This is a genomic window from Kosakonia sp. 1610 (assembly GCF_050435845.1).
Taxonomy (GTDB): Bacteria; Pseudomonadota; Gammaproteobacteria; order Enterobacterales; family Enterobacteriaceae; genus Kosakonia; species Kosakonia cowanii.
Window position 1 is genome coordinate 78,515 of sequence record NZ_JBNDKZ010000006.1, and the last position, 17,320, is coordinate 95,834.

Here is a 17,320-nt window from a genome sequence, read left to right on the forward strand (position 1 = left end):
AGAGAAGCAATATCCACAGCGGTCAGAGATAAATAAGTGTGAGCTACTTCAAATTTGTCAGACTAAATAGATCCACCCGGTGACAAAGTGAAACCTAAATCTAACATCTTTGGCGTAACTGCTTCACCACGGATACGCGCCAGCAGCCGTTCCGCACCAATGCGCCCCATGCGCTCACGCGGCGTCAGCACGCTTGCCAGACGCGGCTCCATCACCTGACCAATGTCATGCCCGTGGAACCCGGCAATCGCCATATCTTGTGGGATCTTCAGCCCCAGACGCTGGCACTCAAACGCGGCGCCGACGGCAAGGTCATCGTTAGTACAGAAAATCCCATCAAGCTGCGGATACTCGCGGCGCGCCTGGCGCATTAACTCAATGCCGGCGGTATAAGAGGAGGATTGTTCCACCATCACACTGTACGGCGTCAGCCCCGCATCCAGCATCGCCTGCTCGTACCCCTTCTGTTTGATGATAGTACGTTCATCCAGACGTGCACCGAGATAGGCAACACGACGATGGCCGCGCGCAAGAATGGCGGCGGTAATTTGCCTGGCGGCCTCAAAGTTATCAAAGCCAACGGCGATATCGAGGCATGGAGATTTGCTGTCCATCAATTCCACAACCGGAATGCCCGCCACTTCGATCATTTTCAGCGTGCGCGGCGTGTGGGTGCGTTCGGTGAGGATCAGTCCATCGATGTTCCAGGAGAGCATCGACTCCAGCCGCTCCTCCTCCATTTCCGCTTTGTAGCCATAGTGCGCCAGCATGGTTTGATAACCGTGCGCGTCGGTGACGCTTTCAATGCCGCGAAGCACTTCAGCGAAGACCTGGTTCGTCAAAGAGGGGAGAAGCACGCCAATGGCGCGGCTGGTGGCGTTGGAGAGAATATCGGGTGCGCGGTTGGGGATATAACCCAGTTCATCAAGGACAGCGGCGATTTTGCCCCGTAAAGCGACGGAAACCTGTTCCGGGTTACGCAAAAAACGGCTGACCGTCATTTTGGTCACGCCTACGCGATCGGCCACATCCTGTAGTACGGGTCTTTTCTTTTTCATCGCCCTGATAATTTACGCAAAAGAGAGGGGTGCGCAGTTTATCACGGACAATGCGCAATCCTGCGGTCAAAAACCCCAGGATTGCGCGATTTATTTACGCCACATCACACCGGCGGCAGATCGAAGAGCAGGATTTCGCTATCGCTGTCGGCATGTACTGAGATCGCCTGCTCATCCCAGATAGCGAGGCCATCACTGGTGGTCGCTTTGGTGCCATTAATGGTGACTTCACCTTTTACGACCTGGATCCAGACGCGGCGTTCGGCGGCGATCTGATGTACAGACTGCTCATCTTTCAGCAGTGCCCAGCGGTAAAGCTCCATATCCTGATGCACTTTCAGCGAACCGTCGCGCGCATCCGGCGAAAGCACCAGCTGTTTGCCCTGCGTAGCGTCAAAGCGGCGCTGCTCGTAGCGCGGCTCGATGCCGTTAGTTTCCGGAATGATCCAGATTTGATACAGGCGCAGACGATCGGTTTTGCTCGGGTTGTACTCAGAGTGGCGTACCCCGGTACCGGCGCTCATGATCTGGAATTCGCCCGCCGGAACCTGCTCTTTGTTACCCATGCTGTCCTGATGCTCTACCGCACCTTCCAGTACATAAGTCAGGATTTCCATATCTTTATGCGGATGGGTCCCGAAGCCCTGCCCCGCATCGATAACATCATCGTTAATCACGCGCAGCGCTGAAAAACCCATGAAGTTCGGATCGTAATAGTTAGCAAACGAGAAGGTGTGCCAGGAGTCCAGCCAGCCATGGTTAGCGTGTCCGCGGTCATTTGCTTTGCGTAAGAAGATCATCTTGTTTACCCCGTCTGTTTTCGATGGGGTAAGTGTGGACGCAATCATTGCCCAATCATAGAGGGTGAAAATTGACTCCTCTGTTCAAAAAAAGTGAACAAGCGCAGAGGAGCCATTCAGCCTTAGTTGGCGAGGGTTATCGTGGCAGGTGACGCCTGCTCAAACGCGCGTTCCAGCAGCTCGAGGTTGGTAAGAACGTCAGTTTCCTTGACGTAATTTTCCGCGCCGTTCGTCAGCGTTTCATAGAGCGCATCGTAGACGCGCCCGTAGTCGCCTGGCTCGGGCGAAATCTCTTCACGCACCGTTTCGCCCGCCTCGTTGACGTACTCCAGAATGCCCACGCTGTCATCTGCGGCAAAGCCCGCATCGCCCGGCATGATATTCGCCTTCAGGCTGGTCTCCTGCTGATCGACGCCATATTTAACGAACGAGCCTTTACGGCCATGGACGATAAATTTCGGGTAATCGATTTTGACCAGATGGCTGGTTTTCACAATCGCTTTCAGATCGCCATAGAAGAGTTGTGTTTCAAACGTATCGTCAGGATTGGCTTTATTGCGCAGGCTGCGAATGTCGTACGCGGCATGATCCGGGCGGCCAAACAGCGAGATAATCTGATCCATGGTGTGCACGCCAAGGCCATAAAACGAGCCATCCTGCGGCAGACCCGGCTTGCTTTCCGCTTGTGGGCGGTAGTAGTCAAAATGACTTTCGATCTCGACGATTTCACCCAGTTTGCCGCTCTCAATCACCTTTTTGGTGGTGAGGAAGCAGGAGTCGAAACGGCGATTTTGATACGGCGTCACCGTCAGGCCTTTGCTTTTCGCCAGCTCAAATAGCGTGATCGCTTCAGCCATGGTCGGCGTGAAAGGCTTCTCGACCAGCACGTTTTTACCCGCTTCCAGCGCGCGTTTTGCATAGTCGAAATGGCTATCAGCATGGGTACAGACGATCACCAGTTTGACCTGCGGATCGTTAAGCACTTCATCCAGATCGCTGGTGAAGTGGATGTGCTGATAATCAGGATGTTGCTCCTCTGGCTTCGGATGGCGGCGGAAGATGTGCGCCACGTGCCAGCTGGCTTTACGGTTAAGAACATAAGGCAGGTGATAACGGGTGGTGCTTTTACCAAACCCAATAAATGCGCAATGTAGAGTCATCGTGTCGTCCTTTGCAGAATATCTCTCTTTACCTTAGACCAGGCGCGGCGAGAGCTAAAACCAGAAGCTTCTATTTATCGATTATTGTTATGTTTTTAAGCCATTTATAAATTCCGATTTTTCCTCCACGCTCTTGATCGCCACCCCTAATTCCCGCATAAAACACGCGGCAATATCCTTTTGCCCCTTTCATAAGTCAGAAGCACCCACCACGCAGGGAGTTGCGCGCAATACAGCATGGATAAGCACTACTGGTATTTAAATCTCGCTCTTGCTTTTTGGGCCTTCGCGCTGGGGAGCTGGTGCATTGACGCACGGCTCTGGGCACTGGTTGCGGCATCGCTAACGCTTCTCGGCTTCTTCTTACACTTTGTACAACATCAGGTTAACGCTATGTTTGGTAAAGAGAAAACCCCAAAAACGCCCCCACTACAACCGATTGCAGCCTCACTGATTAACGAAAAAGAGGCGCTGCGCGATGAGAAGCAGAACACGGTTGTTGCCAGCGGCACCAACTTTGTCGGCAACATTACCTCGAACGGGCAAGTGCATATTTACGGCACGCTTACCGGCAATATCGAAGCGAAAGACAACATTATCCGCATCATGCGCAACGGCGTGGTTGAAGGTAACCTCTCCTGTCGCGAACTGTTTATTGATGGCACGGTAAACGGCGAGTGCAGCAGCGACACGCTGAATATTGAGGAGAATGGCAACATCAACGGTACGCTGACCTACAGCGCGTTGACCATCAAGAAAGGTGGCACCTTCTCAGGCCAGGCGAAACTCACTGCGCCGATCGCGAAATTAAGCGTTGAGAAAGAGAAGAAGCGAGCCGCTGAATAGCAGGTAAAAAAAAGCCAGCACCCGGCTGGCTAAGAAATACTGGAAGCAATGTGAGCAATGTCGTGCTTTCAGGATTACCGTACGGTTTCCCTGAACGCATGGCAATAATAATCATTATCATTCGCACTTGTCTACCCCCTGTGACAAAAAATGGCAGTTGACGCTTCGCCTGAAAGACCGGAATGTGAAAGCTAACCCAACCAACAGGAGAAGCAGGATGAGCGAGACAGTGATACGCCACGCTGAAATGCACGATGTCGAACCGTTACGACAGATTTACGCGCAGCCCGAGGTGTATCAAAACCTACTCCAGCTACCTCATCCCTCTTCCGACCACTGGCATAAACGCCTGACGCCGCAGCCGGGACGCCGGGATCTGATTGCCACGCTTGATGAGCGGGTAGCGGGCCATCTCGGTTTAATGGTCGAGCAGAACCCGCGTCGCAGCCACGTCGCCAGCTTTGGCATTATGGTTGCGCCTCAGTTTCAAAACCGCGGCGTCGCCAGCGCGTTAATCAACGAGATGGTGCAGTTGTGTGATAACTGGCTGCGCATCGACCGCATTGAGCTGTCGGTGTATGCCGATAACGCACCCGCGCTGGCGGTCTACCGCAAATTTGGTTTTGAAGTGGAAGGCACGGCGAAACGCCACGCCCTGCGTAACGGCGAGTATGTCGATTCGTACTATATGGCGCGTATGAAGGGCTAAAAGATCCCTCTCCCGGTCGGGAGAGGGAGATTTCTTTAATATCCTGCGGTTAAATCATCTACCGAACGCGGATCGGACGCACCATACAGCGTGCCATCCGGCCCAACCATAATGCTCTGCGTACTGCCCATTGAGGCTTTCACCGCAACTTTCTGCCCCTTCTGCTCCAACAGTTTCAGGGTGTCAGGGCTGAAGCCCTTCTCTACGCGCAGTTCGTCCGGCAACCACTGATGATGGAACCGTGGCGCATTGGTCGCTTCGGCAACGTTCATTCCATAATCGATGGTATTCACTACCATTTGCAGCACGGTAGTGATAATCCGGCTGCCGCCAGGGCTACCGGTGACCAGCCAGGTTTTACCATCTTTCAACACAATAGTTGGCGACATGGATGAGAGCGGACGCTTGCCGGGCCCGATAGCATTCGCATCGCCGCCCACCAGGCCATAAACATTTGGCACGCCCGGTTTGGCGGAGAAGTCATCCATCTCGTTGTTCATCAGAATACCGGTATTACCGGCCACAATGCCGCTACCAAACACGGTATTCAGCGTATAGGTCACCGCAACGGCATTCCCCTCTTTATCCACCACCGAGAAGTGCGTGGTCTGGTTACTCTCATAAGGTTCCAGCTTGCCAGGGCGGATCTGGCTGGAGGGGCGCGCTTTATTGACATCAATCTGTTCAGCAATCGATTTGGCGTACGCTTTGTTGGTTAGCGCCTGCCACGGCACTTTGACAAAATCGGGGTCGCCGAGGTATTCAGAGCGGTCGGCGTAGGCATATTTTTCCGCTTCCGCCATTACCTGCATCGCATCGGCGCTGCCGAAGCCATATTTCGCGAGGTCGAAATTCTCCAGGATGTTGAGGATCTGAATGATATGGATCCCGCCAGAGGATGGCGGCGGCATAGAGTAGACCTGATAACCGCGGTAGTCGCCGCTCACCGGCGTACGCTCAACGGCTTTATAATTCGCCAGATCCTCTTTGGTGATCAGCCCGCCGTTTTTGCTCATCTCCTGGGCGATCTGCTCTGCCGTTGTGCCTTTATAGAAACCATCCGGCCCCTTTTCAGCAATCAGCTCAAGGCTCTTCGCGAGGTTGGCTTGCACCAGCTTGTCACCCTTCTTCAGCGGCTGGCCCTCTTTCCAGAAGATCGCCTTGCTGGTGTCGTGATTTGGCAGCACTTCACTGCCGTAGGTTTTGAGATCGTCCGCCAGCGCATCGTTAACCGTAAAGCCCTGCTTCGCCAGTTTGATGGCAGGCTGCACCACCTTTTTCAGCGGCAGCGAGCCGTACTTCTCCAGCGCCAGCGAGAAGCCGGCGACCGTGCCGGGCGTACCGGAAGCGAGATGGGAGGTCAGGGATTTTTTGCTGTCCGGGTTGCCCTGCTCATCAAGAAACATATCGCGCGTGGCGGCTGCGGGTGCCATTTCGCGGAAATCGATCGCCGTGACCTTGCCCTCTTTGGTGCGGATCATCATAAACCCGCCACCGCCCAGATTGCCCGCCTGCGGATGGGTCACCGCCAGCGCATAGCCGACCGCGACCGCCGCATCGACCGCATTACCGCCCTCTTTGAGGATCTCCACACCCACGCGGGTCGCGGCTTCATCCACAGAGGCCACCATCCCCTGATGGGCTACTACCGGATGAAAGACATCGGCTTCTACCCCATACGAAACGGGGGCTGGCGCGGGTGCCTGAGCAGGCGGCGGCGCAGCGCCGACACTGAAACATGCTCCCGCCGTCAGCGCGGCGATTGCCGCCCAACGCGCAAACTGCTGTTTGATCATCGTCGTTCTCCACAAAGAAGGGCTACAGTTCCCGCTTAAGTCTGGTTCACAATGCGCAAAAAATCATGGTCATGCAGGAATGCGACTAAACTTAGGGGCAGGCCTCAACGGGAGGAGATGAGAATGAAACGCCTTGTAATTGTGGCAGCACTGCTGCCGTTTACCGCTTTCGCACAGCCGCTTAACCCGACAAATAACCCGAATCAACCGGGGTATGTCGTGCCAAGCCAGCAGCGGATGCAGACGCAAATGCTCAACCAGCAACAGCAGCAGCAAGGGTTACTGAAACAGCAGCAGCAGACTCAGAGCCGCCAGCAGCAACAGAACCTGCAAATGCAGATGAACGATAATTCACAGCGAATAAGGCAGGCTCAGCCGGGGGAGCTCGACCCCGCCCACCAGCAAGTGCTCCCCAACAGCAACGGCGGGATGTTAAGCCAGGGCAGCAGTAGCGGTGGCGGGATGCTCAGTCAACAGAGTAGTAACAACGCAGGAGCGTTGAACCAGAGCAGCAGTAACGGGGGCGAAATGCTAAGCCAGGAAAGCGGCGGCGGCGGAATGTTACATCCGCAAAACAGCGCCAGCGGTTCGACCCTGCAGCAGCCGCATATGCTGCCGCAGACCCAAACGCAAAGTGGCGGCATGCTGCACAGCACACCGCAAACCACTACGCCTTAAGCGCCAAAGTGGGGCCCGATAGCGTCAATATTATCCGTACAGATGCAATCGACGCCCCACGCCAGCAACTCCGCCGCACGCGCCGGTTGATTCACCGTATAAACCAGGATGCGCAGACCGGCGTCGCGTAGCATGCGAACGCGCGCTTCATCAAGCAATTTGTGGTTGAGATGAATAGAGGTGCAGGCCAGGCGATCGGTCACCTCCTGCCAGTCATCGCGCCAGGCATCCAGCAGCAGACCGCGCGGCAGTTCCGGTGCGGCCTGTTGCGCCGCTTCCAGCGCATCGATCTCAAACGACGAGAGCAGCGGCGGGGTCATCTCTGACCACAACTCGCGGGCAGCAAGCGCAACGGCTTTGCCCGTCAGCGGGCCGGTTCCGGTCGTCGGTTTGATTTCAATATTTGCCATCATGCCATGCTGCTGGCAGCGCTGCGCCACCTCCGACAGCAGCGGCAACGTCTCGCCTTTAAACTCGCCGCTGTACCAGCTCCCGGCATCAACTTTCAGCAGATCGCTCCACGCCAGCTCGCCCGCCACGCCCCAGCCATTGCTGGTGCGCTCCAGGTTGTCATCATGCAGCAGGAAGATCTGCCCATCTTTTGATAATTTGGCGTCAAATTCGATCATTGTGTGGCCATATCTGGCGCCGACATCGATCGCTGCCAGGGTGTTTTCCGGGGCCAGTTTTCCACCGCCGCGATGGGCGACGATGCGGGGATAGGGCCAGTTATTCATACGCGTTGTCCTGTTTCACCATCGAATAAGTGCAGGTGATGTTCCGCCAGATGCAGCCACAGCGTGCTGCCGGGTGCCGGGCGCTCCTGATGCGACAGACGCGCCACCAGTTTCTGCTCACCCCAGCGGCCATGGGCCAGATTATCCGCGCCGAGCATCTCCAGCGTATCCATCACCAGCGGTACGCCGCCTGCGGCTTGTGAGCTTAGCGCAATATGTTCCGGGCGGATACCCAGCGTCATTTTCCGCCCGGCATAACCGCGATAGTGCCAGTTAATCGGCAATGCCATGCCGCTTGCCAGTTCAAAGTGAGTGCCGGTCTGGCTGATGTGCCCATCGAGTAAATTCATCGCCGGGCTGCCGATAAAGCTCGCGACAAAACGGCTGGCGGGCTTTTCATACACCTCAACCGGCGTACCGATCTGCTCGGCGACGCCTTTATTCATCACCATCACGCGCTGTGCCAGCGTCATCGCTTCCACCTGATCGTGGGTGACATAGAGCGAGGTGGTGTTAAGGCGGCGATGCAGCTGCTGCAACTCAAGGCGCATCTGCACGCGCAGCTTGGCATCAAGGTTGGAGAGCGGTTCATCGAACAGAAAGACCGCCGGATCGCGCACAATCGCGCGGCCCATCGCCACGCGCTGGCGCTGACCGCCGGAGAGTTCGCGCGGGCGACGTTTCAGCAGGCCTTCAAGCTCCAGAATACGCGCCGCTTCCGCCACGCGTCCGGCAATATGCGCTTTGCCCATACCGCGGATTTTCAGCCCCCAGGCCATGTTCTCCTCCACGCTCATGTGCGGATAAAGGGCATAGTTCTGGAACACCATCGCGATACCGCGATCTTTCGGCTCCTTCTCCGTGACGCGCTGGCGGTCAATCCAGATATCGCCGCCGGAGACGCGCTCCAGCCCGGCAACCATGCGCAGCAGCGTCGACTTTCCGCAGCCCGACGGGCCAACCATGACAATAAATTCGCCGTCGGCCACATCCAGCGTCAGCGGCTCAATCACCTGAGTTTTGCCGCCGTCCCAACTTTTTGTCACTGCCTGTAATTTTAGAGATGACATCTTATTTCTCACTGTCGACCAGACCGCGCACAAAGGCGCGCTGCATGGTTAAAACGATAACAACCGGGGGGATCAGCGTCAGCAGCATCGCGGCCATCACCTGGTTCCACTGCGTCGTGCCCTCGCCGCTCGACATCATCCCTTTAACGCCCGCCACGGCGGTGCCAAGGTTGACGTCGCTGATGATCAACAACGGCCATAGATACTGGTTCCAGCCGTAGATAAAGGTGATGACGAACAGCGCCGCAAGATTGGTGCGCGACAGCGGCAGCACAATGTCGCGGAAAAAGCGCATGGGCGAGGCGCCATCAATGCGCGCGGCTTCGATTAGTTCATCCGGCAGCGTCATAAAGAACTGGCGGAAGAGAAAAGTCGCGGTAGCAGAGGCCATCAGTGGCAAGGTCAGGCCGGTATAGCTGTCGAGCATCTTAAGATTGGCGATCACTTCCACCGTCGGGAAGATGCGCACCTCTACTGGCAGCATCAAGGTACTGAAGATCATCCAGAAGAAGAGGTTTCGCAGCGGAAAACGAAACCAGACGATGGCGAAGGCCGAGAGGATCGAAACTGAGATTTTCCCTACGGTTATCACCAGCGCCATGATGAAACTGTTAGTCAGCATCAGCCAGAAGGGCGCGCTGTGGGGACCGACGCCGTTAATCCAAATCGCGCGCAGGTTCTCCCACAGATGGCCGCCGGGGATCAGCGTCATCGGCGTGTCGTACACCGCGTTATTATCAAGCGTGGCAGTGACAAACGCGACGTAGAGCGGAAACAGCACCACCGCAACGCCTAAGATAAGCATGATATGGCTGAACAGCGTCAGCCCTGGGCGATTCTCAATCATTGGTAGCGCACCTTACTTTCGACATAACGGAACTGCACCACCGTCAGCACAATCACCAGCACCATTAGGATCACCGACTGCGCCGCAGAGGTGGAGAGATCCAGCCCGGCAAACCCTTCGCGGTAAATCTTATAGATAAGCGTAGTGGTCGCCTGCACCGGGCCACCGGCGGTCGCCGCATCGATAACCGGGAACGTATCGAAGAAGGCGTAGACGAGGTTGACCACCAGCAGAAAGAAGCTCACGGGTGCGATCAGCGGCAGTGAAAGCTTGAAGAAACGGCGAATGGGTCCAGCGCCATCAATGGCAGCGGCTTCCACCAGCGAGCGGGGAATGGATTGCAACGCGGCGAAGAAGAAGAGGAAGTTGTAGCTGATCTGCTTCCAGACCGAGGCGAACACCACTAAAAACATCGCCTGACCACTGTTCTGCGCATGGTTCCAGTCATAGCCAAACTGCTCAAGAAAGTGCGTAATCAAGCCGCGTCCGGGATTGAACAGAAAGATCCACAATACGGCGGCAACGGCAGGTGCCACGGCATAGGGCAGCAGCATCAACGTCTGGTAGATGCGGCTGCCGCGCACCACGTTATCCACCAGCGCGGCAAAGAACAGCGAGACCAACAGGCCGCTGAAGGTGACCATCGCGCTAAAACGGATTGTTGTCCAGAAGGCGTCGAGGTAGTAGCTGTCGTGGAACAGCGCGGTAAAGTTATCCAGCCCGACAAACTGACTGGAGAGACCAAAGGGATCGACGCTCTGCACGGAGTACCACAGCGCTTCGCCCGCAGGCCAGAGAAAGAAAATCACTGTAATCGCCAGCTGCGGCGCGACGAGCAGATAGGGTAGCCAGCGTGAACGAAACACCGGACGGGATGCGGACATAGCAAGACTCTTTTTGAAAATGCCGGGGGGCGGCAACGCGATAGATTGACCGATTTACAGGCCGGACAAGCGCTGCGCTTATCCGGCCCTTAATACATTAAGACTTGGTCGACTGCTGGAAACGGCGCAGCAACTGGTTACCGCGCTCAACCGCAGAGTCAAGCGCCTGTTGCGGGGTCTTCTTACCGGTCCACACGCTCTCCAGCTCTTCATCAAGCACGGTGCGGATCTGCGGCATATTGCCCAGACGCAGCCCTTTGGTGAAGGCCAACGGCGGCTTGTTCAGCATCTGGCGCGTGGCGATATCCGCCCCCGGGTTTTTGTCATAGAAACCCTGCTGGCGCGTCAGATCGTACGCGGCCTTGGTGACAGGCAGATAACCGGTTTTCTGATGCCACTCGGCAGCGATTTCTGGTTTAGTCAGGAAGTCGAGGAACTGCGCCACGCCTTTGTAAGTCGCGTCATCTTTGCCCTTCATTACCCACAGGCTGGCACCGCCGATAATGGCGTTTTGCGGCGCGCCCTTCACGTCGGCGTCGTAGGGCATCATGCCGACCCCGTAGTTAAATTTCGCATAGTGGCGAATATCAGCCAGCGAACCGGATGAGGCGGTGGTGATGGCGCAGTCGCCGTTATAGAACTTCTCGGTGGATTCATCTTTACGGCCAAAGTAGCTGAATTCGCCTTTCTTGTTCAGCTCTTCCAGCATGGCGATATGTTTCACCTGCTCCGGCTTATTGAACTCCAGCACCGCATCGGTACCGTCAAAACCGTTGTTTTTAGTAGCGACCGGCAGACCGTGCCAGGCGCTAAAGTTCTCGATCTGGATCCAGCCCTGCCAGCCGCTGGCGTAACCGCACTTCATGCCCGCCGCTTTTAGCTTCGCGGTGTAGGCCGCCAGATCCTGCCAGGTCTTTGGCGGTTGATCCGGGTTCAGGCCTGCTTTTTTGAAGGCATCTTTATTGTAATAAAGCACCGGTGTGGAGCTGTTAAACGGTTGAGAGAGCAGATGCCCGGTTTTTGAATCGGTGTAGTAACCCGCAACGGTCGGCACAAACTGGCTTTCGTCAAAGGTGATACCGGCATCTTTAAAAACTTCGTAAACCGGCTTAATCGCTTTCGAGGCCATCATCGTCGCGGTACCAACCTCGTAAACCTGCAGCAGCGCCGGCGCATTGCCGGTGCGGAAGGCGGCAATGCCCGCGCTCAGGTTCTGCTCGTAGTTGCCTTTATAGACCGGAACGATTTTGTAGTCAGGGTGGGAATCATTAAAACGTTGCGCCAGGGAGTCGACCTCTTTGCCTAACTCGCCCTCCATGGAGTGCCAGAACGGGATAGTGGTTACGGCCATGGCATTGCCAGCAAAAACAAATCCCAGCGCCAGACCCAAAGCTGTATGTCGTAACGTCGTCATTGTGCTCTCTCTTGTTATACGGGATGCGCGATATCACGCGTTTTGTGCTCGCGAGGTAACATGACACGCTCGAATGACAGAAAAATAACTTTTTAATTACAAAAGCATGACAGCCAGGCGTCAGGCAGATGTCGTGCAAGTGATGGAAAGATGAAGGAAAAATGGCGGTTCAGACAAAGGGCTTCCCGGCGAACCAGGAAGCCCTTTAAGCGGCGCTCGAAGGCAACGCTGCAACAACATCATCGCACCTGAAAGGCAGGGATTGCTCCCTGCCCCAGGTCGCTACTTACCGGATTCGTAAGCCATCAAAGCCGCCACCTCTCTCTCCTTGTCCCGGTAGCGAAGCTCGCACAGGGATTTGCGGGTCAGATAGGTGAATATCAGCAGCGTGAAGCAGAGAATAAACACGCAGCAGATAAAAGTTTGCGGGATTTTCATCGCCTATAACTCCTTGCCTTTCAGCAGGTAAGAGGCTACGCTGACGTTGTTGATGCGTTGGTGTAGCCTCGGGTTAATTGAAAAATTGACTCGGGGCTTTCATCTTTCTGCCTCACAACATTTCTGCGTATTACTTCTAAATGCAGCCCATGAGGCAAAAAGCCTCAAGCGCCGCCCGCATCATATCCCGGCCACACGCCATACTTCATGGCTGAAATATATTTTTCAGATTTAAACCCGATCGCTTATGTTACTGTTTTCGATAATAAAAAAGGGCTTCCCGGCGAACCAGGAAGCCCTTTAAGCGGCGCTCGAAGGCAACGCTGCAACAACATCATTGCACCTGAAAGGCAGGGATTGCTCCCTGCCCCAGGTCGCTACTTACCGGATTCGTAAGCCATCAAAGCCGCCACCTCTCTCTCCTTATCCCGATAGCGAAGCTCGCACAGGGATTTGCGGGTCAGATAGGTGAATATCAGCAGCGTGAAGCAGAGAATAAACACGCAGCAGATAAAAGTTTGCGGGATTTTCATCGCCTATAACTCCTTGCCTTTCAGCAGGTAAGAGGCTACGCTGACGTTGTCTATGTGTTAGTGTAGCCTCGGGTTAATTGAAAAATTGACTCGGGGCTTTCATCTTTCTGCCTCACAACATTTCTGCATAACTTCTTAAAGCACAGCCATGAGGCAAAAAGCCTCAAGCGCCGCCCGCATCATATCCCGGTCATACGCCATACTTCCTGGCTGAAATATATTTTTCAGATTTAAACCCGATCGCTGATGTTACTGTTTTCACTAATAAAAAAGGACTTCCCGGCGAACCAGAAAGCCCCTTATTTGCGCAGCTTCACTTCCTTGCCTTTCAGCAGGTAAGAGGCTACGCTGACGTTGCTGATGCGTAAGTGTAGCCTCGGGTTAATTGAAAAATTGACTCGGGGCTTTCATCTTTCTGCCTCACACCATTTCTGCATAACTTCCTGAAGCACAGCCATGAGGCAAAAAGCCTCAAGCGCCGCCCGCATCCTGTTGCGAACCCTTTCGCTGTACATGGCGGAAGTGCATTTTTCAGAAAAAAACCGGCCCTTGCGAGGCCGGTTTTTATGTTTTTACTTCAACGTGTTAGCCGCCGAGGTAAGCACTTCTCACCGCTTCATTCGCCAGTAGCGCATCGCCGGTATCTTCAAGCACCACATGCCCGTTCTCCAGCACATAGCCGCGATCGGCGAGCTTCAGCGCCTGGTTAGCGTTTTGCTCCACGAGGAAGATAGTCATTCCCTCTTTACGCAACTGCTCAATGGTGTCGAAGATCTGTTGGATGATAATCGGTGCCAGCCCGAGGGACGGCTCATCCAGCAGCAGTAGGCGCGGCTGGCTCATCAGCGCGCGGCCTATCGCCAACATCTGCTGTTCACCACCGGACATGGTACCGGCGCGCTGTATGCGGCGTTCATGCAGACGCGGGAAGAGTTCATACACCCATTTAATACGCGTCTGGTATTGATCGCGGTGGGCGAAAAAGCCGCCCATTGCCAGGTTCTCTTCCACGGTCATACGCGAAAACACGCGGCGGCCTTCTGGCACGATCGCGACCGCTTCACGCATAATCTTCGCCGTTTGCCAGTCGGTAATATCTTTGCCGTCGAATACCACGCGGCCGCTGGTAGCGCGCGGATCGCCGCACAGCGTGCCGAGCAAAGTGGTTTTCCCCGCACCGTTGGCACCAATCAGGGTCACAATTTCCCCCTGATTAATATGCAGACTGACCTCGTGCAGCGCCTGGATTTTGCCGTAGTGGGCGCTAACTTTGTCGAAAGATAACATTGCGTTTTCCATCTTATGCCTCACCCAGATAAGCGCGGATCACGTCCGGGTTATTACGAATCTCTTCCGGCGTTCCGTTGGCCAGCGGTGTTCCCTGGTTAACGACATAAATCCGGTCGGAAATGCCCATCACCAGTTTCATATCATGCTCAATCAGCAGGATGGTGGTGTTGTGATGGTTACGCAGCTCGACGATCAGCTCATCCAGCTCTTTGGTCTCTTTCGGGTTTAACCCTGCCGCCGGTTCATCCAGCATCAGGATCTCCGGCTGTGTCACCATGCAGCGGATAATCTCCAGACGGCGCTGATCGCCGTACGCCAGGTTGCTGGCCTGGCGGTTAGCGTGGGCTAACAAACCGATCCTCTCAAGCCAGGTCGCGGCGCGATCGAGCGCTTCGCTCTGCGTGCGGCGAAATGCGGGCGTCTTCAACAGGCCAGAGAAGAGCCCGGTTTTTAACTGCTGATGCTGCGCCACCAGTAAGTTCTCAATCACCGTCATCTCACGGAACAGACGCACATGCTGGAAGGTACGCACCACGCCCATACGCGCGATTTGCTGGCCCGGCAGCCCTTCGAGATGCTGGTCGCGCAGCATAATGGTGCCGCCGGTGGGTTTATAAAACCCGGTCAGGCAGTTGAATACGGTGGTTTTCCCCGCACCGTTCGGGCCAATCAGCGAGACAATCTCCTGCGGTCGCAGCTCCAGCGAGACGTTGTTGACCGCCAGCAAACCGCCGAAGCGCATCATCAGGCCATTTACCGATAACAGTGGCTGACTCATGCCTGCTCTCCTTTTGCCTGGCCGTTTTTCAGTTTCAGCTGCGGCCGCGTCATCGGCAGCAAGCCCTGCGGACGCCAGATCATCATCAGCACCATCAAACCACCCAGCATTAACATGCTGTATTCATTGAAATCACGCATCAGTTCACGCGATACCACCAGCAAAATAGCGGCAAGGATCACCGCGAACTGCGAACCCATCCCGCCCAGTACAACTATCGCCAGTACAAAGGCCGATTCGGCAAAGGTGAAAGACTCCGGGCTAACAAAGCCCTGGCGCGCGGCGAACAGCGTCCCGGCAAAACCGGCGAACGCGGCGCTGATGGTAAATGCCGTCAGCTTGATGCGCGTCGGGTTGAGTCCCAGCGAGCGGCAGGCGATCTCATCTTCACGCAGTGCTTCCCACGCGCGGCCCAGCGGCATCCGCAGCAGGCGGTTGATAACGAACAGCGTCAGCACCACCAGCAGCAGCGCCACCAGATAGAGGAACACCACGCGGTCGCTCGGATCGTATTTCACATTGAAGAAGTTGCTGAAGGTATCCCAGCCCCCTTCGCGCGCTGTGCGGCTGAACTCAAGGCCAAACAGCGTCGGTTTCGGGATCTGGCTGATGCCGTTTGGCCCGCCGGTCACTTCGGTGTTGTTAAGCAGCAGAATGCGCACAATCTCACCGAAGCCCAGCGTCACAATCGCCAGGTAGTCGCCGCGCAGGCGCAGCACCGGGAAGCCGAGCAGGAAACCGGCAGCGGCAGAGACCAGCCCCGCCAGCGGCAGGCAGGTCCAGAAGCCAAGCCCGTAATAGTGGTTCAGCAGCGCAAAGGTGTAGGCACCGATAGCATAAAAACCGCCATAACCCAGCACCAGCAGGCCGGAAAGCCCAACCACCACGTTCAGCCCAAGACCGAGGATGATGTAGATCATCGTCATGGTGGCGATATCGATGGTGCCGCGCGAAACCATAAACGGCCACACCACGGCAATCACCAACAGCGCCAGCAGGAACAGCTTCTGCTTAGCGGTAGATCCATCGATAGCGGGCAGAACAAATTTCGGCCCGGAAACGCCTTTCAGGCTCTTCTGGAAAACAGGGCGCAGTAACTGGAAGAAAAAGACCACCGCGGTGCCGATAAAGATCCACTGCCAGCGGATATCCGCCGCGTTATCGACCACCAGTTTGGTGCCATTAAGCTCCAGCTGTACGCCCATAAAGACGCCTGCAAGAATGAAGAACATGGCGGCAGAGAGCAGCGCCATCGCAAAATGCATCGGTTTCATACTTTCTCTACCTCCGGGCGACCGAGGATACCGGTCGGCATCACCAGCAGGACGCCAATCAGCAGCGCGAAGGAGACCACATCTTTATACTCCGTGCTCAGGTAGGCTGAAGAGAGCGCTTCCGCCACCCCGAGGATCAGCCCCCCAATCATCGCGCCAGGAATGCTGCCAATACCACCCAGCACCGCGGCGGTAAATGCCTTCATACCCGCCATAAAGCCGATGTAGGGGTTTATCACGCCATAGAACTGGCCGAGCAGCACGCCAGCCACCGCCGCCATCGCCGCGCCAATCACAAAGGTCAGCGCGATCACCCGATCGGTGTTGATGCCCAGCAGGCTCGCCATTTTCAGGTCTTCAGCACAGGCGCGGCAGGCGCGTCCCATGCGCGAATAGCGGATAAAGAGCGTTAATGCGAGCATGGCGACAAAGGTGACGATCCAGATAACCAGCTGCATCGTGGTGATGGAGGCGGCGAAGTTTTCACTGCTGCCAATAGTCCACTGGCCGTTGAAGAGGCTTGGCAACGCTACGTCGCGCGAGCCTTCCGTCAGGCTGACGTAGTTTTGCAGGAAAATGGACATGCCGATGGCGGAGATAAGCGCAATCAGACGCTTGGAGCTGCGCACAGGGCGGTAAGCAACGCGCTCGATACTCCAGCCGTAGGCACTGGCGATAATAATCGCGCCGACGAAACCGGCCCCGACCAGCAGCCAGCTTGAGTCGATGCCCATCATCATCAGCGCGGCGATAATCATAAAGGAGACGTAGCTGCCGATCATGTAGACCTCGCCATGGGCGAAGTTAATCATGCCGATAATGCCGTACACCATGGTGTAACCAATAGCGATCAGGGCGTAAGTGCTGCCCAGCGTGACGCCGTTGAACATCTGCTGCAAGAAATAGAGAAACTGCTCAGACATAACTTAACCTTCTTAAATCTCTCAAGATTTTCGTCCAAAGAGAGGGATGACTGTGACTTCGCCACACAAGACGAACCATCGGCGT

18 protein-coding genes are annotated in these 17,320 nt (G+C 55.7%); 3 read left to right on the forward strand and 15 right to left on the reverse strand.

Features of this window, described 5'->3' with window-relative positions; all coding sequences use genetic code 11:
- Positions 1-62: 62 nt before the first annotated feature.
- The 3 genes from gntR to ABIC80_RS16725 all read right to left on the reverse strand — a co-directional run bounded on the left by gntR (position 63) and on the right by ABIC80_RS16725 (position 3,018).
- Positions 63-1,058 carry a gluconate operon transcriptional repressor GntR gene (gene gntR, locus ABIC80_RS16715; RefSeq protein WP_042712859.1) on the reverse strand — a complete coding sequence of 332 codons (996 nt, stop codon included), beginning with the start codon at positions 1,056-1,058 and terminating at the stop codon, positions 63-65.
- Positions 1,059-1,162: 104 nt separating this feature from the next.
- On the reverse strand, positions 1,163-1,858 hold the full coding sequence (locus ABIC80_RS16720) for a pirin family protein (RefSeq protein ID WP_023482050.1): 696 nt from the start codon (positions 1,856-1,858) through the stop codon (positions 1,163-1,165).
- A 122-nt stretch (positions 1,859-1,980) separates the two neighbouring features.
- Complete coding sequence (locus tag ABIC80_RS16725) at positions 1,981-3,018, reverse strand: oxidoreductase (protein WP_312424310.1); 1,038 nt, start codon at positions 3,016-3,018, stop codon at positions 1,981-1,983.
- Positions 3,019-3,255: 237 nt separating this feature from the next.
- On the opposite strand from ABIC80_RS16725, the gene ABIC80_RS16730 reads away from it, so the two are divergent.
- Positions 3,256-3,864: a bactofilin family protein gene (locus tag ABIC80_RS16730; RefSeq protein WP_200580542.1), complete on the forward strand. Its 609-nt coding sequence runs from the start codon at positions 3,256-3,258 to the stop codon at positions 3,862-3,864.
- A 217-nt stretch (positions 3,865-4,081) separates the two neighbouring features.
- Positions 4,082-4,573, forward strand: a complete 492-nt coding sequence (gene yhhY, locus ABIC80_RS16735; protein ID WP_429177869.1) for an N-acetyltransferase — start codon at positions 4,082-4,084, stop codon at positions 4,571-4,573.
- A gap of 35 nt (positions 4,574-4,608) precedes the next feature.
- Here the strand turns inward: yhhY and ggt are convergent, their stop codons facing one another.
- Entirely contained in the window at positions 4,609-6,369 is a 1,761-nt protein-coding gene (ggt, locus tag ABIC80_RS16740) for a gamma-glutamyltransferase (protein WP_305207321.1), read from the reverse strand.
- Positions 6,370-6,492: 123 nt separating this feature from the next.
- Here ggt and ABIC80_RS16745 point away from each other — a divergent pair, with 123 nt between their 5' ends.
- The gene (locus tag ABIC80_RS16745; protein ID WP_429177871.1) at positions 6,493-7,047 is read left to right on the forward strand and encodes a DUF2756 family protein; all 555 of its coding nucleotides are present in this window, start codon (positions 6,493-6,495) and stop codon (positions 7,045-7,047) included.
- Here the strand turns inward: ABIC80_RS16745 and ugpQ are convergent.
- The 11 genes from ugpQ to livH form a co-directional block, all read right to left on the reverse strand.
- The gene (ugpQ, locus tag ABIC80_RS16750) at positions 7,044-7,784 is read right to left on the reverse strand and encodes a glycerophosphodiester phosphodiesterase (RefSeq protein WP_200580546.1); all 741 of its coding nucleotides are present in this window, start codon (positions 7,782-7,784) and stop codon (positions 7,044-7,046) included. The two genes, ABIC80_RS16745 and ugpQ, sit on opposite strands and share 4 nt — an antisense overlap.
- Positions 7,781-8,854, reverse strand: coding sequence for a sn-glycerol-3-phosphate import ATP-binding protein UgpC (locus ABIC80_RS16755; protein WP_076769382.1), 1,074 nt, complete (start codon positions 8,852-8,854; stop codon positions 7,781-7,783). Before ABIC80_RS16755 ends, ugpQ begins: the two co-directional genes overlap by 4 nt.
- Position 8,855: 1 nt before the next feature.
- The gene (ugpE, locus tag ABIC80_RS16760; protein WP_200135357.1) at positions 8,856-9,701 is read right to left on the reverse strand and encodes a sn-glycerol-3-phosphate ABC transporter permease UgpE; all 846 of its coding nucleotides are present in this window, start codon (positions 9,699-9,701) and stop codon (positions 8,856-8,858) included.
- A complete protein-coding gene (gene ugpA, locus ABIC80_RS16765; RefSeq protein ID WP_042717163.1) occupies positions 9,698-10,585 on the reverse strand; it encodes a sn-glycerol-3-phosphate ABC transporter permease UgpA in 888 nt (295 codons plus the stop codon). Before ugpA ends, ugpE begins: the two co-directional genes overlap by 4 nt.
- A gap of 97 nt (positions 10,586-10,682) precedes the next feature.
- A complete protein-coding gene (gene ugpB, locus ABIC80_RS16770) occupies positions 10,683-11,999 on the reverse strand; it encodes a sn-glycerol-3-phosphate ABC transporter substrate-binding protein UgpB (protein WP_305207318.1) in 1,317 nt (438 codons plus the stop codon).
- A 282-nt stretch (positions 12,000-12,281) separates the two neighbouring features.
- Positions 12,282-12,437, reverse strand: a complete 156-nt coding sequence (locus tag ABIC80_RS16775; protein WP_023482078.1) for a type I toxin-antitoxin system Hok family toxin — start codon at positions 12,435-12,437, stop codon at positions 12,282-12,284.
- Between the two features lie 377 nt (positions 12,438-12,814).
- The gene (locus tag ABIC80_RS16780; protein WP_023482078.1) at positions 12,815-12,970 is read right to left on the reverse strand and encodes a type I toxin-antitoxin system Hok family toxin; all 156 of its coding nucleotides are present in this window, start codon (positions 12,968-12,970) and stop codon (positions 12,815-12,817) included.
- A 585-nt stretch (positions 12,971-13,555) separates the two neighbouring features.
- Entirely contained in the window at positions 13,556-14,269 is a 714-nt protein-coding gene (livF, locus tag ABIC80_RS16785; RefSeq protein WP_023482055.1) for a high-affinity branched-chain amino acid ABC transporter ATP-binding protein LivF, read from the reverse strand.
- Between the two features lies 1 nt (position 14,270).
- Positions 14,271-15,038, reverse strand: a complete 768-nt coding sequence (gene livG / locus ABIC80_RS16790; RefSeq protein ID WP_023482112.1) for a high-affinity branched-chain amino acid ABC transporter ATP-binding protein LivG — start codon at positions 15,036-15,038, stop codon at positions 14,271-14,273.
- Entirely contained in the window at positions 15,035-16,312 is a 1,278-nt protein-coding gene (locus ABIC80_RS16795; protein WP_023482077.1) for a high-affinity branched-chain amino acid ABC transporter permease LivM, read from the reverse strand. The genes livG and ABIC80_RS16795 overlap by 4 nt, the downstream gene beginning before the upstream one ends.
- Entirely contained in the window at positions 16,309-17,235 is a 927-nt protein-coding gene (livH, locus tag ABIC80_RS16800) for a high-affinity branched-chain amino acid ABC transporter permease LivH (protein ID WP_023482039.1), read from the reverse strand. Before livH ends, ABIC80_RS16795 begins: the two co-directional genes overlap by 4 nt.
- Positions 17,236-17,320: the final 85 nt, after the last annotated feature.

Excerpts from the sequence above, each read along its gene's own strand:
- gntR (WP_042712859.1), bottom strand. The coding sequence starts at position 1,058 with ATGAAAAAGAAAAGACCCGTACTACAGGATGTGGCCGATCGCGTAGGC.
- ABIC80_RS16720 (WP_023482050.1), bottom strand. The coding sequence starts at position 1,858 with ATGATCTTCTTACGCAAAGCAAATGACCGCGGACACGCTAACCATGGC.
- ABIC80_RS16725 (WP_312424310.1), bottom strand. The coding sequence starts at position 3,018 with ATGACTCTACATTGCGCATTTATTGGGTTTGGTAAAAGCACCACCCGT.
- ABIC80_RS16730 (WP_200580542.1), top strand. The coding sequence starts at position 3,256 with ATGGATAAGCACTACTGGTATTTAAATCTCGCTCTTGCTTTTTGGGCC.
- yhhY (WP_429177869.1), top strand. The coding sequence starts at position 4,082 with ATGAGCGAGACAGTGATACGCCACGCTGAAATGCACGATGTCGAACCG.
- ggt (WP_305207321.1), bottom strand. The coding sequence starts at position 6,369 with ATGATCAAACAGCAGTTTGCGCGTTGGGCGGCAATCGCCGCGCTGACG.
- ABIC80_RS16745 (WP_429177871.1), top strand. The coding sequence starts at position 6,493 with ATGAAACGCCTTGTAATTGTGGCAGCACTGCTGCCGTTTACCGCTTTC.
- ugpQ (WP_200580546.1), bottom strand. The coding sequence starts at position 7,784 with ATGAATAACTGGCCCTATCCCCGCATCGTCGCCCATCGCGGCGGTGGA.
- ABIC80_RS16755 (WP_076769382.1), bottom strand. The coding sequence starts at position 8,854 with ATGTCATCTCTAAAATTACAGGCAGTGACAAAAAGTTGGGACGGCGGC.
- ugpE (WP_200135357.1), bottom strand. The coding sequence starts at position 9,701 with ATGATTGAGAATCGCCCAGGGCTGACGCTGTTCAGCCATATCATGCTT.
- ugpA (WP_042717163.1), bottom strand. The coding sequence starts at position 10,585 with ATGTCCGCATCCCGTCCGGTGTTTCGTTCACGCTGGCTACCCTATCTG.
- ugpB (WP_305207318.1), bottom strand. The coding sequence starts at position 11,999 with ATGACGACGTTACGACATACAGCTTTGGGTCTGGCGCTGGGATTTGTT.
- ABIC80_RS16775 (WP_023482078.1), bottom strand. The coding sequence starts at position 12,437 with ATGAAAATCCCGCAAACTTTTATCTGCTGCGTGTTTATTCTCTGCTTC.
- ABIC80_RS16780 (WP_023482078.1), bottom strand. The coding sequence starts at position 12,970 with ATGAAAATCCCGCAAACTTTTATCTGCTGCGTGTTTATTCTCTGCTTC.
- livF (WP_023482055.1), bottom strand. The coding sequence starts at position 14,269 with ATGGAAAACGCAATGTTATCTTTCGACAAAGTTAGCGCCCACTACGGC.
- livG (WP_023482112.1), bottom strand. The coding sequence starts at position 15,038 with ATGAGTCAGCCACTGTTATCGGTAAATGGCCTGATGATGCGCTTCGGC.
- ABIC80_RS16795 (WP_023482077.1), bottom strand. The coding sequence starts at position 16,312 with ATGAAACCGATGCATTTTGCGATGGCGCTGCTCTCTGCCGCCATGTTC.
- livH (WP_023482039.1), bottom strand. The coding sequence starts at position 17,235 with ATGTCTGAGCAGTTTCTCTATTTCTTGCAGCAGATGTTCAACGGCGTC.